General features: G+C 72.5%; 12 protein-coding genes. 6 read left to right on the forward strand and 6 right to left on the reverse strand.

Annotation, left to right across the window (positions count from 1 at the left end; translation table 11 throughout):
• Positions 1–79 precede the first annotated feature (79 nt).
• Together ACWDXC_RS04480 and ACWDXC_RS04485 are read left to right on the forward strand one after the other, a co-directional pair.
• Positions 80–451 (forward strand): VOC family protein, encoded by a 372-nt coding sequence (locus ACWDXC_RS04480; RefSeq protein WP_357591341.1) that lies wholly within the window; start codon positions 80–82, stop codon positions 449–451.
• Complete coding sequence (locus ACWDXC_RS04485) at positions 448–723, forward strand: DUF1905 domain-containing protein (RefSeq protein WP_219500551.1); 276 nt, start codon at positions 448–450, stop codon at positions 721–723. Before ACWDXC_RS04480 ends, ACWDXC_RS04485 begins: the two co-directional genes overlap by 4 nt.
• A gap of 72 nt (positions 724–795) precedes the next feature.
• On the opposite strand, the gene guaA is transcribed toward ACWDXC_RS04485, so the two are convergent.
• Both guaA and ACWDXC_RS04495 read right to left on the reverse strand, forming a co-directional pair.
• Positions 796–2,343: a glutamine-hydrolyzing GMP synthase gene (guaA, locus tag ACWDXC_RS04490; protein ID WP_449977986.1), complete on the reverse strand. Its 1,548-nt coding sequence runs from the start codon at positions 2,341–2,343 to the stop codon at positions 796–798.
• A gap of 54 nt (positions 2,344–2,397) precedes the next feature.
• Positions 2,398–3,891, reverse strand: coding sequence for a DUF885 family protein (locus tag ACWDXC_RS04495; RefSeq protein WP_449977988.1), 1,494 nt, complete (start codon positions 3,889–3,891; stop codon positions 2,398–2,400).
• 44 nt (positions 3,892–3,935) lie between these two features.
• On the opposite strand from ACWDXC_RS04495, the gene ACWDXC_RS04500 reads away from it, so the two are divergent.
• Entirely contained in the window at positions 3,936–4,952 is a 1,017-nt protein-coding gene (locus ACWDXC_RS04500; RefSeq protein WP_449977991.1) for a PLP-dependent cysteine synthase family protein, read from the forward strand.
• Here ACWDXC_RS04500 and ACWDXC_RS04505 read toward each other — a convergent pair.
• Positions 4,933–5,679 (reverse strand): N-acetyltransferase, encoded by a 747-nt coding sequence (locus ACWDXC_RS04505; RefSeq protein ID WP_449977993.1) that lies wholly within the window; start codon positions 5,677–5,679, stop codon positions 4,933–4,935. The genes ACWDXC_RS04500 and ACWDXC_RS04505 overlap by 20 nt on opposite strands.
• 11 nt (positions 5,680–5,690) lie before the next feature.
• On the reverse strand, positions 5,691–6,164 hold the full coding sequence (locus tag ACWDXC_RS04510; RefSeq protein ID WP_219500543.1) for an Lrp/AsnC family transcriptional regulator: 474 nt from the start codon (positions 6,162–6,164) through the stop codon (positions 5,691–5,693).
• A 64-nt stretch (positions 6,165–6,228) separates the two neighbouring features.
• On the opposite strand from ACWDXC_RS04510, the gene ACWDXC_RS04515 reads away from it, so the two are divergent.
• A complete protein-coding gene (locus tag ACWDXC_RS04515; protein ID WP_449977996.1) occupies positions 6,229–7,578 on the forward strand; it encodes a pyridoxal phosphate-dependent decarboxylase family protein in 1,350 nt (449 codons plus the stop codon).
• Positions 7,579–7,588: 10 nt separating this feature from the next.
• Here the strand turns inward: ACWDXC_RS04515 and ACWDXC_RS04520 are convergent, their stop codons facing one another.
• The gene (locus tag ACWDXC_RS04520) at positions 7,589–9,094 is read right to left on the reverse strand and encodes a succinic semialdehyde dehydrogenase (RefSeq protein WP_449977999.1); all 1,506 of its coding nucleotides are present in this window, start codon (positions 9,092–9,094) and stop codon (positions 7,589–7,591) included.
• Positions 9,095–9,166: 72 nt separating this feature from the next.
• On the opposite strand from ACWDXC_RS04520, the gene ACWDXC_RS04525 reads away from it, so the two are divergent.
• Both ACWDXC_RS04525 and ACWDXC_RS04530 read left to right on the forward strand, forming a co-directional pair.
• A complete protein-coding gene (locus tag ACWDXC_RS04525) occupies positions 9,167–11,233 on the forward strand; it encodes a protein kinase domain-containing protein (protein WP_449978002.1) in 2,067 nt (688 codons plus the stop codon).
• A 39-nt stretch (positions 11,234–11,272) separates the two neighbouring features.
• Positions 11,273–13,195, forward strand: a complete 1,923-nt coding sequence (locus ACWDXC_RS04530; protein WP_449978004.1) for a beta-propeller domain-containing protein — start codon at positions 11,273–11,275, stop codon at positions 13,193–13,195.
• On the opposite strand, the gene ACWDXC_RS04535 is transcribed toward ACWDXC_RS04530, so the two are convergent.
• Entirely contained in the window at positions 13,190–14,926 is a 1,737-nt protein-coding gene (locus ACWDXC_RS04535) for a glycerol-3-phosphate dehydrogenase/oxidase (RefSeq protein ID WP_449978006.1), read from the reverse strand. The genes ACWDXC_RS04530 and ACWDXC_RS04535 overlap by 6 nt on opposite strands.
• Positions 14,927–14,940: the final 14 nt, after the last annotated feature.

The following is a 14,940-nucleotide window of genomic DNA, read 5'->3' on the forward strand; positions in this document are numbered from 1 at the left end:
CTGTGAAGGAAGCGGCGAACGATGAGTTTTCTCCGGCACGCGAGTCATACCCGACGAACCCAACGCCAGGAGGCCCCGCATGAGCATCACCGGCATACACACCGTAGGCGTCCCCGTCAGCGACCAGGACCGAGCACTGGACTTCTACGTCGGCACCCTCGGCCTGGACAAGCGCCTGGACGCGCCGGTCGAGCAGCTCGGCGGCCGATGGATCGAAGTGGCCCCGCCCGGCTCCGCGACCACCATCGCGCTCCTGCCCGGCGGCGCCCCCGGCGTCGAGACCGGCATCCGGCTCACCACCCCCGACGCCGCCGCCCTGCACCAGGAGCTGACCGGGCACGGCGCCGACGTGGGCGAGCTGCTGCGCTGGCCCGGCGTCCCGGCCATGTTCACGCTGCGCGACCCCGACGGCAACGGCCTCGAGATCGTCGAACAGGAGGCCGGCCGATGACCACCCTGGACAAGGAATTCACCGCCACCCTGCTCAAGAGCCCGAACGAGGGCGGCTGGACGTACGTCGTGATGCCCGGGTCAGCGGAGTTCTTCGGCACCCGCGGGCTCGTCAAGGTGCGCGGGACCATCGACGGGCAGCCGTTCCGCAGCTCGTTCATGGCCCTCGGCGACGGCACCCACAAGCTGCCCGTGAAGGCCGCCCTCCGCGAACTGCTCGGCAAGGGGCCCGGCGACACCATCACCGTCCACCTGGAGGAACGACTCCGGTGAACACCCCGGCGACCTGACGAGCCCCGGGAGCCCTGCCGGCTCCCGGGGGACGGGGCTTTCAGGGGGAGGTGGCTACTCCCACTCGATGGTGCCCGGGGGCTTGCTCGTCACGTCGACGACGACCCGGTTGACCTCGCGGACCTCGTTGGTGATGCGCGTCGAGATGCGCGACAGCACGTCGTACGGGACCCGGGCCCAGTCGGCGGTCATCGCGTCCTCGGAGGTGACCGGTCGCAGGACGACCGGGTGGCCGTAGGTGCGGCCGTCGCCCTGGACGCCGACCGAGCGGACGTCGGCGAGCAGGACGACCGGGCACTGCCAGATCTCCCGGTCGAGCCCGGCGCGCGACAGCTCCTCGCGGGCGATGGCGTCGGCCTCGCGCAGCAGGTCGAGGCGGTCGCGGGTGACTTCGCCGACGATGCGGATGGCGAGGCCGGGGCCGGGGAACGGCTGGCGCCAGACCATCGCGGCCGGCAGGCCGAGCTCTTCGCCGGCGCGGCGGACCTCGTCCTTGAACAGGGTGCGCAGCGGCTCGACGAGCGTGAACTGGAGGTCTTCCGGCAGTCCGCCGACGTTGTGGTGGGACTTGATGTTGGCGGTGCCGGTGCCGCCGCCGGACTCGACGACGTCGGGGTAGAGGGTGCCCTGGACGAGGAACTCGACGGGGCCGTCGGCCATGATGGCGCGCTGCTCGTCCTCGAAGACGCGGATGAACTCGCGGCCGATGATCTTGCGCTTCTCCTCGGGGTCGCTGACGCCCTCAAGGGCCTTGAGGAAGCGGTCGGCGGCGTCGACGACGCGCAGGTTGACGCCGGTGGCGGCGACGAAGTCGCGCTCGACCTGCTCGGCCTCGCCCTTGCGCAGCAGGCCGTGGTCGACGAAGACGCAGGTGAGGCGGTCGCCGATGGCGCGCTGGACGAGCGCGGCGGCCACGGCGGAGTCGACGCCGCCGGACAGGGCGCAGATGGCGCGGCCGTCGCCCACCTGCCGTCGCACGGCTTCGACGGAGTCTTCGACGATGTTCAGCATCGTCCAGGTGGGGCGGCAGCCCGCCGCGTCGAGGAAGTGCTTGAGCACGGCCTGGCCGTGCTCGGAGTGGAGCACCTCGGGGTGGAACTGGACGCCGTAGAGGCCGCGCTCGGGGTTCTCGAACGCGGCCACCGGGGTCTGGCCGGTCGAGGCGGTCACGGCGAAGCCGTCGGGGGCCGCCGCGACGCTGTCGCCGTGGGACATCCACACCTGCTGGGTGGCCGGCAGGCCCGCGAAGATGACGCCTTCGTCGAGGACGTCGAGGGCGGTGCCGCCGTACTCGGCCACGCCGGTGCGCGCGACCTCGCCGCCGAGCGCCTGGGCCATGGCCTGGAACCCGTAGCAGATGCCGAACGTCGGCACCCCGGTGTCGAACAGGCCGTGGGGGACGGCCGGGGCGTTCTCGGCGTAGACCGAGGAGGGGCCGCCGGACAGGATGATGGCCTTGGGCTTCTTGGCCAGCATCTCCTCGACCGGCATCGTCGACGGGACGACCTCGGAGTAGACGTGGCACTCGCGCACCCGCCTCGCGATGAGCTGCGCGTACTGCGCGCCGAAGTCGACGACCAGTACCGTGTCGAATTCAGACACCGAAAGAGACCCCCCAAAGGCGAATGCGGTAATCCCAGTGTATCGGCCCCGGCCTCAGAGAATGGCGTCGAGGAGGCCCAGCGGCGGCGAGCCGAGATCGAACATCGCCTTGTGGAAGCGCTGCAGCGTGAAGGCGGCGCCCCACTCCTGCCGCGCCCGCTCGCGCAGGTCGAGGATGACCAGCTTGCCCCAGGTATAGCGGCCGTAGGTCGGGTCGAACGAGGCGCGGCGGGCCTCCGACAGCGCGGCGGGCCCGGCGAGGTGGGTGTCGGCCTCGAAGCGCGCGGCGGCGTCCTCCACGGTCATGGCGCCGGTGTGCACGCCGATCGCGCAGGCGAGCCGGGTGACGCGGATGAGCGCCTCCACCCAGACGCCGATCTCGAAGCGCGGGTCCTCGGCCTCGAAGCCCTCCTCGACGCAGAGCTCCTCGGCGTAGTGGGCCCAGCCCTCGATGAACGACAGCGACTGCAGCAGCCGCCTGACGTCGGAGCCGGCGGCGCGCAGGGCCAGGCCGTGGGAGAAGTGGCCGGGCGCGACCTCGTGCACGTTGATGGCGGGCAGCGTGGTGTCGCTGAAGACCTCCAGCCACTCCTCCGCGTCCCGGGCCGGCCAGGACGGGTCGGGCGGGGTGATGTGGTACCAGGAGGGGCCCGCGGGCTCGCCGGGGGCGTTCCACGACATCATCGCCATCGCCCACCGGCGCGACTCGGGCGCGAGGCCGACCAGGCACTCGCCGTCGTGGTAGGGCACGAGGTCCTTCTCGCGGGTGAACGCGATCGCCTTCTCGGTGCCGATCCTGGCCGCCTCGATCACGCCGTCGGCGTCGGGGTGCTGCTTGACGAGCTCGCGTACGACGTCGAGCGGCGGGCGGCCGGCCTGGCCGAGGCGGGCGCAGGCGTCGGCGAGCCGGGCGAGCAGCCTGTCGCGTTCGGCGTCGGCGCGCTCGGCGAGCTTGCCCAGGTCCACGTCCAGGCCCTCGGCGGCGCCCATCAGGCGGGCCAGAGCGGGGCCGCCGAGCGCGGCGTCGGGGTCGCCGGTCCCGGCGGCGCGCTCGACGTGCGCGACCAGGTCGGCGTGGGCCTTCAGGGCGGCCTCGTGGGTGACGCCGGCGGCCAGGCCCTTGACGGCGCCGAGCAGGGAGCGGGCGACGGGAGCGCTGACCTGGTCGAGGGAGGCGATCGCGTGGGAGACGGCCTCGGGCCACAGCGCGAGGTGGGCGGCCCTGGCGGCGGCGCGTTCGGCCTCGGGGGCGTAGTCGCGGTCGTAGCAGGCCAGGTCGAGGTTGGACAGGTGGACGAGCGGGTTCTTGCGGTGCAGCTCCAGCTCGCCGAGCTGGACGCGCAGGCTCTCCTCGAACACGCCCAGGTGCCGCGCGTCGTACGGGTCGGCGGGGGCGTCGCCCTGGCCGAGGCGGGCCAGCCCGGTGCGGACGCCCTCGGGCGACAGGTCCTGGACGGCGCCGTCGTACTCGTGCCTGCCGCCGGCCTCCCGGGCCTCGGCCATGATCAGATCGGTGATCGCGCGGAGTCTGGGCTGGAGTTCGGTCATGACTCGGGAGGATAAGGGAGGACAAGCCGGATGAACATCCGCCGATGGGGCACATGGTGGACGTGAGCTGGGATGTCCGGGCGCTCGACCTGTTGCAGGCGGGGCCGCCCACACCGCTGATCGAGTTCCCCGCCGGGGCGCCGGGGGTCCGCCTGCTGCTCAAGGACGAGTCCGCGCAGCCGACCGGGAGCCTGCGGCACCGGCATGCCCGGGCGCTGTTCCGGCAGGGGGTGCTCGACGGGCTGATCACCCGGGGGACGACCGTGGTGGAGGCCACGGGCGGGAACGCCGCCGTGGCGCAGGCGTGGTTCGCCCGGCGGCTCGCGCTGCCGTACGTGGTGATCATGCCGGGGAAGCGGTCGGAGGAGCGGGCACGGCCGGTGGAGGAGCTCGGCGGGGAGTGCCGGTTCGTGTCGCCGCCCGCGGCGATCTACGACGTGGCGCGGGAGGTGCCGGGGCACTTCCTCGACCAGTTCGGGCGGGCCGCCGAGCATGACCTCGCCACCGAGCTGTGCGCCCAGGTACGTCCGGACTGGGTGGTGGTGGGGGCCGGGACGGGAGCCACGTCGGCGACGCTGGGCCGCGTGCGCCGGGAGAGCGCCGGGGGCGAGGGGCCCCGGGTGGCCGTGGCGGATCCGGAGAACTCCGCCTATTTCCCTGGATGGACGCTGGACGTGCCCGACTACGCCACCGGGATGCCGTCGCGGATCGAGGGGATCGGGCGGCCCAGGATCGAGCCGGGGTTCCGGCCCGACCTCGTCGACCTGGTCATCCCGGTGCCCGACGCGGCGAGCGTGGCGGCGGCGCGGCTCATCCGCGAGGTGACCGGGCTGCCGGTGGGCGGTTCGTCGGGCACGGCGCTGTGGGCGGCGCTGGAGCTGGCGGAGCGGATGCGCGGCCGGGGTGAGAGCGGGACGGTGGTGTCGGTGCTCGGCGACGCCCAGAAGCGGCATCTGGCGACTTTTCATGACGACGGGTGGGCCGCCGCCAAGGGCCTGGACGTCCGGGGCTTCGAGGAGCGCCTGCGCGACCGTACGGGACTCACCCCAATGGGTGGCTGACCCAGACGTTCGGCTCGACGTAGACGGCGTAGTCCTGCTCCACGACGCAGTGGACCGGGCTCAGCGCGCCGGGGACCTCGATCGCGCCGGTGCGGTCGAACGGCAGGCCGGTCCAGCCGCGCCACTCGGCGAGCGTGCCCGGGACGACCATCGAGCGCGGCGCCACCTTGACGATCTTCCCGCCGGCGCGTACGTGGACGCGCAGCCAGGCGTCGTACGGGAGGCCGTCGGGGCGGGTGCGGAAGGCGTACTCGGACATGGGGGTGTGCGGTTCGAGGTGCTTCCGGTTGGGCCGGACGGGGGCGACGAGCTCGGTGAAGCCGCGTTCGGCGGCGTGCCTGCGCATGGCGGCGACCATGCGCGGGGACAGGCCGGTGCCGAGCAGGTCGCTGCGGACGGTGATCTCCAGGGCGGAGATCCGGGTGGGCGTCGTGCCGCGCTCGCGGCCCAGCCAGGCGCGCCGGATCACGCCGTCCCAGCCGTCGTCGGGCAGCTCGTCGGACTCGCCGAGCGCGAACGGCACCATGCAGCCCCGCGCCGCCAGCCGGCCCGGCTCCTCGTCGCTGTCGGCCACCAGGACGTAGTCCGGGTAGGCGCGCACGCAGATCCCGTAGTAGAGGTCCGCGATGGGGTCGTTCAGCACGAACTCCTGCCAGGAGCTGTCCATGTTCCACAGCGACTCGGCGAACTCGGGACGCTCGGCCAGCGTCGTGATCCGGAGGGTCATGGGGATGAATGTTACATATCGGACGGCCGCTGGATCGGCTGATGCTCGGCCTTGAAGATCAGCGTGGTGTGCAGGTGGACGATCTCCGGCCGGATCAGGAACCGTTCCAGGCAGAGCCGGTGCAAGTGATCGGCGTCGGCCACGGCCACGTGCACCAGGAAGTCCTCCGCGCCCGCCACGTGGAAGAGCGTGATCGTCTCCGGCAGGCCGAGCACGAACGAGCGCAACGGGTCCACGAGCTGGCTGGTGTGCGGGCGCACCCGCAGCGCGAGCAGCGCCTGGAGCGGGCGGCCGAGCCTGGCGGTGTCTACCGAGGCGCGGAACCCGGTGATGATGCCCCGGCGGCGCAGCGAGCGGACCCGTTCGAGCGCGGTGGAGGGCGCGACGCCGAGCCGCGCGGCCAGATCCTTGTTGGGCAGCCGCGCGTCCCTCTGCAGTTCGGCGAGGATCGCCAGATCGACCGTATCCAGTTCGGCGTTCTGCATGAATGTCGCCCTTCGATTCGGTCAGGCTAGCCGCAGACCGACGAAGTCATCAATATCCCGAAATATGTGGAACATTGAGGAGTTCACCGAAGCGGCCGGCATCACGGTCGGCGAGCTGGCCGCGTACGTCGACGTGAGCCAGCGGGGCGAGGCCCCGGTGCTGCGGCGCACGCCGCCACGCGAGCTGGCCGAGCGGCTGGGCCTGCGGGACCTGATCGTGAAGGGCGGCCTGACGCCCGACGCCTACCGGGGCTTCCTGCGGACGTTCCTGGAGGAGGGCACCAGGCTTCACCACCCCGGCTTTCTCGCCCATCAGGTCGCCTCGCCGGACTTCCCGGCCGCGCTCGCCGACTTCGTGCACGGCGCCACGAACAACCCGATGGCCGTCTACGAGATGGGCGCGGCGGCGGCCACGGTGGAGTTCGAGGTGCTGCGCTGGATGCTGGGCAAGGTGGGCTTCCCGGCGGGCGGCGGCGTGCTGACGCACGGCGGCTCGCTGGCGAACCTGACCGCGCTGCTTGCGGCGCGGGCGCGGGCGGTGCCGGACGCCTGGGACGACGGCGTGCCGGGCGACCTGGTGATCCTGGCCCCGCCGGCGGCGCACTACTCGATCGCGCGGGCGGCGTCGATCCTCGGGCTCGGACAGCGGGCGCTGGTCCCGCTGGAGACGGACGCGCTGGGGCGGATCGACCCCGCCAAGCTGCCCGACGTCTCCGGGAAGAGGGTGATGGCCCTGGTCGCGTCGGCCTGCGCCACCGGCACCGGCCTGTACGACGACCTGCGCGCCATCGGCGCCTGGTGCCGCGAGCACGGCGTCTGGTTCCACGTGGACGCCGCGCACGGCGCCTCGGCCCTGCTGTCGGACCGCCACGCGCACCTGCTCGACGGGATCGAGCTGGCCGACTCGGTCGTCTGGGACGCGCACAAGATGCTGCGCACCTCGTCACTGGCCGCCGCCGTGCTCGTGCGGCGCGAGGCCGACCTGGACGCCGCCTTCAAGCAGGAGGCCAGCTACCTCTTCTACGGCGACCAGGGCTTCGACCTCATCACCCGCACGGTCGAGTGCACCAAGGCCGAGCTCGGGCTGAAGATCTTCCTGAACCTGGCCTGGCGCGGCGAGCGCGGCCTGGGCGAGTACGTGGCCGGGCGGTACGACACCGCGCACCGGTTCTGGGAGCTCGCCCGCGACCGGCCCGGCTTCACGGCGCCGTACGAGCCGCAGAGCAACATCGTCTGCTTCCGCCACGGCGACGGCGACCAGGCGGCGATCCGGGAGCGGCTGATGCGCGACGGCTCCTTCCACCTGAGCTCCACCGAGCTGGACGGCGTCCGCCACCTGAGGATCACCGTGATGTCCCCGGCGACGGACGACCGCGCGCTCGTGGCGCTGCTGGACGAGATCGAGTCCCTGTGACTCGGGCGGCTCACTTCAGCCGCAGCCGCTTCATCGTCTTGAGCGTCGTCACCAGCACCTCGGACCACTTCTCGTACGTCAGGTCGAACGGCGGCTCGAACCCCAGCCAGCTCGCCTGCGAGGCCACGGTCTGCGCCTCGGTGTAGCGCAGCAGCCCCTCGGCCCCGTGCCTGCGCCCCAGGCCGGACGCCTTCATCCCGCCCATCGGCGCGTCATAGGAGGCGTACGCGGCCCCGTACCCCTCGTTGACGTTGACCGTGCCCGCGTCGAGGCGGGCGGCGAACGCGCGGCCGCGCGCCGGGTCGCCGGTCCACACGGCGGCGTTCAGCCCGTAGACGGTGTCGTTGGCCAGCTCGACCGCCTGGTCCTCGGTGTCGTACGGGTAGAGCGCGACCACCGGGCCGAACGTCTCGTTGCGGCACAGCTCCATGTCCTCGGTGACGCCGGTCAGCACGGTCGGCTCGTAGAACAGCGGCCCCAGGTCGGGCCTGGCCCGGCCGCCGGCCAGCACGGTCGCGCCGCGCGCCACCGCGTCGTCGACGTGCGCGGCGACCGCGTCGAGCTGCCGCTGGAAGGTGAGCGAGCCCATCTGGACCGACCAGTCGCGCCCCGGCCCCACCTTCAGGTTGCCGACCTGCCGGGCGAACCGGGAGGCGAACGCCTCGAACATGGACGAGGGCACATAGATCCGCTCGATCGACATGCAGAACTGCCCGGCGTTGGCGAAGCTCGCCCGCACCGCGCCGAGCACGGCCTGGTCCAGGTCGGCGTCGTCGAGGACCACCATCGGGTTCTTGCCGCCCAGCTCCAGCGAGCAGCCGATGAGCCGCTTGGCCGCCTCCTCGGCGACCTTCCTTCCGCCGCGTGTGGAGCCGGTGAAGGCCACGTAGTCGGCGCCGTCGAACAGCGCGTCACCGATGACGTCGGGCTCGCCGAGCACGATCTGCCAGATCTCGCGCGGCATGCCGAGCTCCACGAGCAGGTCGACGGCCCACCGGGTGGACAGCGCGGTCTGCGTGTCGGGCTTGTGCACCAGCGCGTTGCCGGCCAGCAGCGCGGGCACCGCGTCGGTGACGCCGAGGGCCAGCGGGTAGTTCCACGGGGTGATCAGCGCGACCACGCCCTTGGGCCGGCGCAGCTCGGCGACCCTCGTCGCGACGGGGAAGATGCCTTTGCGCCGCTGCGGCGCGAGCAGCCCGGCGGCGCGGCGCGCGTAGTAGAGCGTGCAGCCGGCGACGTCGAGCACCTCCTCGAACGCGTGCTTGCGGGCCTTGCCGGTCTCGTCCTGGAGCAGGTCGAGGATCTCGTCGCGCCGGTCCAGCAGGGCGTCGTGCAGCAGCAGGAACGGCCGCGCCCGCTCGGCGACCGGCCGCGCGGCCCACTCCGCCTGCGCCTCCCTGGCCCGCCGGTACGCCTCGCGCACGTCGTCGGCGCCGGACAGGCTCAGCTCGGCGAGGGCCTCACCGGTGAAGGGGGCAGTGATCCGCTGGGTGCCGCCGCTGGTCGTCAGGTGCATGGCGAAAGGATATTCCGTGAACCTACCGGCGGGTAGTTTTTGCCCTCTCCTGACCTGGGACAGAATTCGTTCATGCCAGACATAGCGCCGCTCAGAGCCGGAGACCCGCCCAGCATCGGCGGACTGGAGCTGCTGGGCCGTCTGGGCGAGGGCGGGCAGGGCGAGGTCTTCCTGGCCAGGGACCCCTCGGGCACCCAGGTCGCGGTCAAGTGGCTGCGCCCCGAGTCCGCCGGCGACGAGGTGAGCGTCGGGCGGTTCCTGCGCGAGGTCCAGGTGGCCCGGCAGGTGGCGCCGTTCTGCACCGCGGCGGTCCTCGGCACCGGCGTCGAGCACGACAGGCCCTACATCGTCAGCGAGTTCATCGAGGGCCCGTCGCTCCAGCGGGTCGTCCAGCAGGAGGGGCCGCGCGCCGGGTCGGCGCTGCACCGGCTGGCCATCGGCACCGCGACCGCGCTGGCCGCGATCCACCAGGCCGGGATCGTGCACCGCGACTTCAAGCCGGCCAACGTCATCCTGGGCGCCGACGGGCCGCGGGTGATCGACTTCGGCATCGCGCGGGCGCTCGACGCGACCTCGACGATCAGCAACATGCCGGTCGGCACGCCGTCCTACATGCCGCCGGAGCAGGTCCTGGGACACCAGGTGGGCCCGGCGGCCGACATGTTCTCGTGGGCGGGCACGATGGCCTACGCCGCGTCAGGGCGGGCCCCGTTCGGCAGCGACACCATGCCCGCGGTGATCAACCGGGTGCTCAACCAGCCGCCCGACCTCATCGAGCTCGACGGCACGCTGCGCGAGGTCGTGCTGGCCTGCCTGAGCAAGGATCCGGCGCAGCGGCCCACCGCCGAGCAGGTGATCATGCGGCTGCTCCAGCGGCCGATGGCGCCGGGGTCCGGCATCCTCGCGCAGGGCTCGGCGGCCTCGGCCGCCGGCCCGGTCCACGCCCCCTCCCCCGCCCCCGCCCCTCAGCATGCGCAGCCGTGGGCGCCGCCCGGCCCCTACCAGCCGGTCACCCATCCGAGCGGCCGTCCGCAGCCGCGCCGCCGCTCGTCCAGGACGGCGCTGATCATGGGGGTGACGCTGGGCTGCGCGCTGCTGCTGCTGGCCGGAATCGTGACGATCATCCGGCTCGACCGAACCTCGGTGGCCGCCACGCAGTCGCCCTCCCCCGGCCGGTCCGGCTCCGCCCGGACCACCGACCCGCCGGCGCCGGAGCGCACGGCGGTCACGGCGGTCCCGGCCAGGGGCACGGCCAGGGCGCTGCCGGGCGCCTCGGCGACGGTCTACGAGCACCCGTCCGACGCGATCACGCTCACCTCGTACGAGGTCTACAACGAGTCGGGCAAGGAGTGGACGGACTACGCAAGAAAGTCGTTACGCGGAAAATTCGCCAAATATCCGCGCAACAAGGAGTCGATGGTCTCCCCCGACGGCCGCTACCTGGCGGCGCGCGGCAAGGAGTTCAACTCCGACAACTACGACTACATCGACATCATCGACCAGAAGACCGGCGAGAAGACCACGGTCACGACGGTGAAGGCGCCGCTGGAGAGCACGATCCGGTCGTGGTCCCAGGACGGCACCAAGATCCTGCTCAACATCGAGGAGGAGACGGGCGACGAGTGGTACTACATCGGCTTCGCCGTCGTCGACGTCGCCGGCCGGTTCCCCAAGCTGTCGCTGGTGCGTGACAGGCAGGTCCGCGAGACCGGCTTCGGCTGGGACGGCGAGGAGCAGGGCGCGGTCAACGTCTACGGCGGCAAGAACAAGAGCCTGCGCTTCTACGACGCCGCCGGCAGGAAGCTGCGCGACGTCCCCCGCATCGGCGAGCTCGCGTCGGGCACGTCGGCCATGTTCTCTCCCTCGGGCGCGCTGTTCGTCACCAACTGCCCCGGCGGCGGCGACGGCGACCACTGCGTGTGGGACTCCAGGACGGGCAAGCGCTCGCGCGCCTTCACCTCCGACTGCGACAAGGTCCTCGGCTGGTACGACGAGAAGCACCTCTACTGCTGGGAGCAGGACAACGAGGCCAGGGACGCGGTCCAGGTGGTCGACTTCCGGGGCAAGCTGGTGCGCAAGCTGCTCGACATCGCCGAAGACGTCGATTTCAGCCCGATCTACACGGTCAATCCCCGCTGACCCGTGAACCGGCCGGGCGTCCGATCCGTGAAGGAGGGCATGAAGACCCCGATCCGCCCGGTCATCGCCGTCGCGGCCCTCGCGACGGCCCTGGCCGCCTGCACCACCCCCACCCCGGCCGGCCCGCCGACCGTCGAGAAGACGCGGCTGGGAGCCGTCCGCCTGGTCGCCTACAGCGGCTGCGACGACCTGCTCGCCGGCCTGCGCGAGAAGGCCGCCGAGAACGTCGGCCCGTGGGGCTTCGGCGGCGGACCCGTCATGTTCAAGGCGGAGGACCGGGCGGCGGTCACCCAGGAGAGCGACGTCGCCCAGACCCCCGACCACTCCACCACGAACGTGCACGAGGCTGGCGTGGACGAGCCGGACCTGGTCAAGACCGACGGCGATCGCGTCTTCACCGTCAACGGCGGCACCCTGCGCGTCATCGACACCGCGACCAGGAAGGTCACCGCCACGCTCGACCTGGCCGACACCGAGGACCGCGGCTACGCGCCCAGCAGCCTGCTCGTCTCCGGCGACCGGGCGCTGGTGATGTTCCAGGGCGGCCCGGCCCTCTACCGAGGCTTCGCCCCCGTCGGCGACACCCGCTACGTGCTCGTGGACCTGGCCGGGCAGCCGAAGGTCCTCGGCTCGGTCACGCCGGAGGGCTCCCACGTCGACGCCCGCATGGTCGGCTCGACCGTCCGGCTGATCACCCGCAGCCAGCCCGACATCACGTTCCCGCAGCCCAAGGACACCATGCCGGAGGCCGAGCGGACCAAGGTCAACCAGCAGGCGATCCGCCAGGCCCCGGCCGACGCCTGGCTGCCCGAGATCGAGATCACCGACGCCGCCGGGGCCACGACCAAGAAGCGGGTGCCGTGCGAGCGGGTCAGCCACCCGGACGACTACACCGGCACCTCGCTGCTGACCGTGCACACGCTCGACCTCGCGCAGGGGCTCACCGCCGCCGGCACCGACCCGATCAGCCTCGCCGCCGACGGCGACATCGTGTACGGCACCGGCCGCAGCCTGTACGTGGCCAGCAACCCGCGCTGGTGGTCGCCCATCGCCGTCGCCCTCAGCGACACCCCGGTGCCGCCCGCCGACGAGCCGACGCCCGCGGAGCCGAAGCTGCCGCCGGAGGAGACCGAGGTGCACCGCTTCGACGCCGGCGGCCCCGGCGCCCCCGCGTACGTGGCCTCCGGGAAGGTGCCCGGCCGGCTGCTCAACCAGTATTCGCTCTCCGAGCACGAGGGCCGCCTGCGCGTGGCCACCACGCTCAACTCGGCCGACGCCAGGACGAGCTCCAGCAGCGTGCACGTGCTCGACGCCGCGACCCTGGCCGAGGTCGGCAAGGTCGGCGGCCTGGGCGGCGGCGAGCGCATCTACTCCGTCAGGTTCATCGGCCCGGTCGGCTACGTCGTCACCTTCCGCCAGGTGGACCCGCTCTACACGCTGGACCTGCGCGACCCGGCCGCCCCCAGGGTCACCGGCGAGCTGAAGATCACCGGCTACTCGGCGTACCTGCACCCGGCGGGCGACGGCCGGCTGATCGGCATCGGCCAGGAGGCGAGCGAGGAGGGCCGCACCCGCGGCACCCAGGTCTCGCTGTTCGACGTGGCCGACCCCGCCAAGCCGGCCAGGCTGTCGCAGTTCTTCCAGAAGAACTCCGGCTCCGAGGCCGAATGGGACCCGCACGCGTTCCTCTACTGGCCCAAGACCGGCACCGCGGTCATCCCGCTCAGCAGCTACACCGAGGGCGACCAGCGGACGGGCGCGATGGTGCTGAAGATCACCGACACGGAGATCGCCAAGGTCGGCCTGATCGAGCACCCGGCCCCGCGCGGCGAGTCCTACCAGCCGGGCATCCAGCGCTCGATGATCATCGGTGACGCCATCTGGACGTTCTCCGCCACGGGAGTCCAGGTCAACGACGCCGCCACGCTCGCCGAACGAGGCTGGATCCCGCTCGGGTCATGACCGCTCGGGCGCGGCCACCGGCACGATCTCGGGCGCGCCCAGTCTGATCGCGTCGGCCGCGTGGTCGGTGTCCTGCTCCTGCGACAGCCGCTCGGCCTCCACCCGCTTGGTGAAGTACTCGACCTCCCGCTTGACCTGCTCGCCGTCCCAGCCCAGCGGCCCGGCGAGCAGCTCGGCGGCCTCCTGCGCCACCGCCAGGCCGCGGTGGAAGGTCTCGATCGAGATGTGCGTACGGCGTGTCAGCACGTCGTTGAGATGCCGGGCGCCCTCGTGGGTGGCGGCGTGCACCACCTCGGCGCGCAGGTAGTCGTCGGCCCCGGCCAGCGGCCTGGCCAGCGACGGGTCCTCGTCGATCAGCTCCAGCACCTCGTCGATGAGCGAGCCGTAGCGCTGGAGCAGGTGCTCGATCCTGGCCACGTGCAGCCCGGACTCGTGCGCGAGCCGGTGCCTGGCGTTCCACAGCGCCTGGTAGCCCTCCGCCCCGGCCAGCGGGATCCGGTCCGTGCACGAGCGCGGCACCCGCTGGTCCAGCCCGTGCGCCACGGCGTCGACGGCGTCCTTGGCCATGACCCGGTACGTCGTGTACTTGCCGCCCGCGATCATCACCAGCCCCGGCACCGGGTGCGCCACCACGTGCTCGCGCGACAGCTTGGACGTCTCGTCCGACTCGCCCGACAGCAGCGGGCGCAGCCCCGCGTAGACGCCCTCCACGTCGTCCCTGGTCAGCGGCACCGACAGGACGGCGTTGACGTGGTCGAGCAGATAGTCGATGTCGGCCCGGGACGCCGCCGGGTGCGCCTTGTCGAGCGTCCACTCGGTGTCGGTGGTGCCGATGATCCAGTGCCTGCCCCACGGGATCACGAACAGCACGGACTTCTCCGTACGCAATATGAGCCCCGTCAGGGAGTGGATGCGGTCACGCGGCACCACCAGGTGGATGCCCTTGGACGCACGCACGTGGATCTGCCCGCGCCCGCCCACCAGCTCCTGGATGTCGTCGGTCCACACGCCGGTGGCGTTGACCACCTGCTGCGCCCGCACGTCCAGCTCGTCGCCGGTCTCCAGGTCGCGCACCCGCACCCCGGTCACCCGCTCGCCCTCGCGCAGGAACCCGACCGCCTGGGCGCGCGGCGCCACCTGCGCGCCGTAGGTGGCGGCGGTGCGCAGCATCGTCATCACGTACCGGGCGTCGTCGACCTGCGCGTCCCAGTACTGCACGGCGCCGGTGAACGCGGTGCGCTTGAGCGCCGGGGCCAGCCGCAGCGCCCGGCTCCTCGACAGGTGCCGGTGCCCCGGCACGCCCCTGGTCAGCCCGGTGGCGAACCCGAGCGTGTCGTAGAGCGCCACCCCGGCCCCCACGTACGGGCGCTCCCAGCCGAAGTGGGTCATCGGGAACAGGAACGGCACCGGCCGCACCAGGTGGGGGGCGATCCGCTGGAGCAGCAGGGCGCGCTCCTGAAGGGCCTCCCTGACCAGCTCGAAGTTGAGCTGTTCGAGATAGCGCAGGCCGCCGTGGATGAGCTTGGACGAGCGTGAGGAGGTGCCCGAGGCGAAGTCGCGGGCCTCGACCAGGCCCACCTCCAGGCCGCGCGTGGCGGCGTCCAGCGCGATGCCCGCGCCGACCACGCCGCCGCCGACCACGACCACGTCCAGCTCGCGCGCGGCCATCGTCTCCAGCGCCGCGCCGCGCTCGGCGGGCCCCAGCCGGGCCACGCCCCTTCCCGCCGCCATGACTCCCCCTGGGT

Source organism: Nonomuraea sp. NPDC003214 (assembly GCF_053590035.1).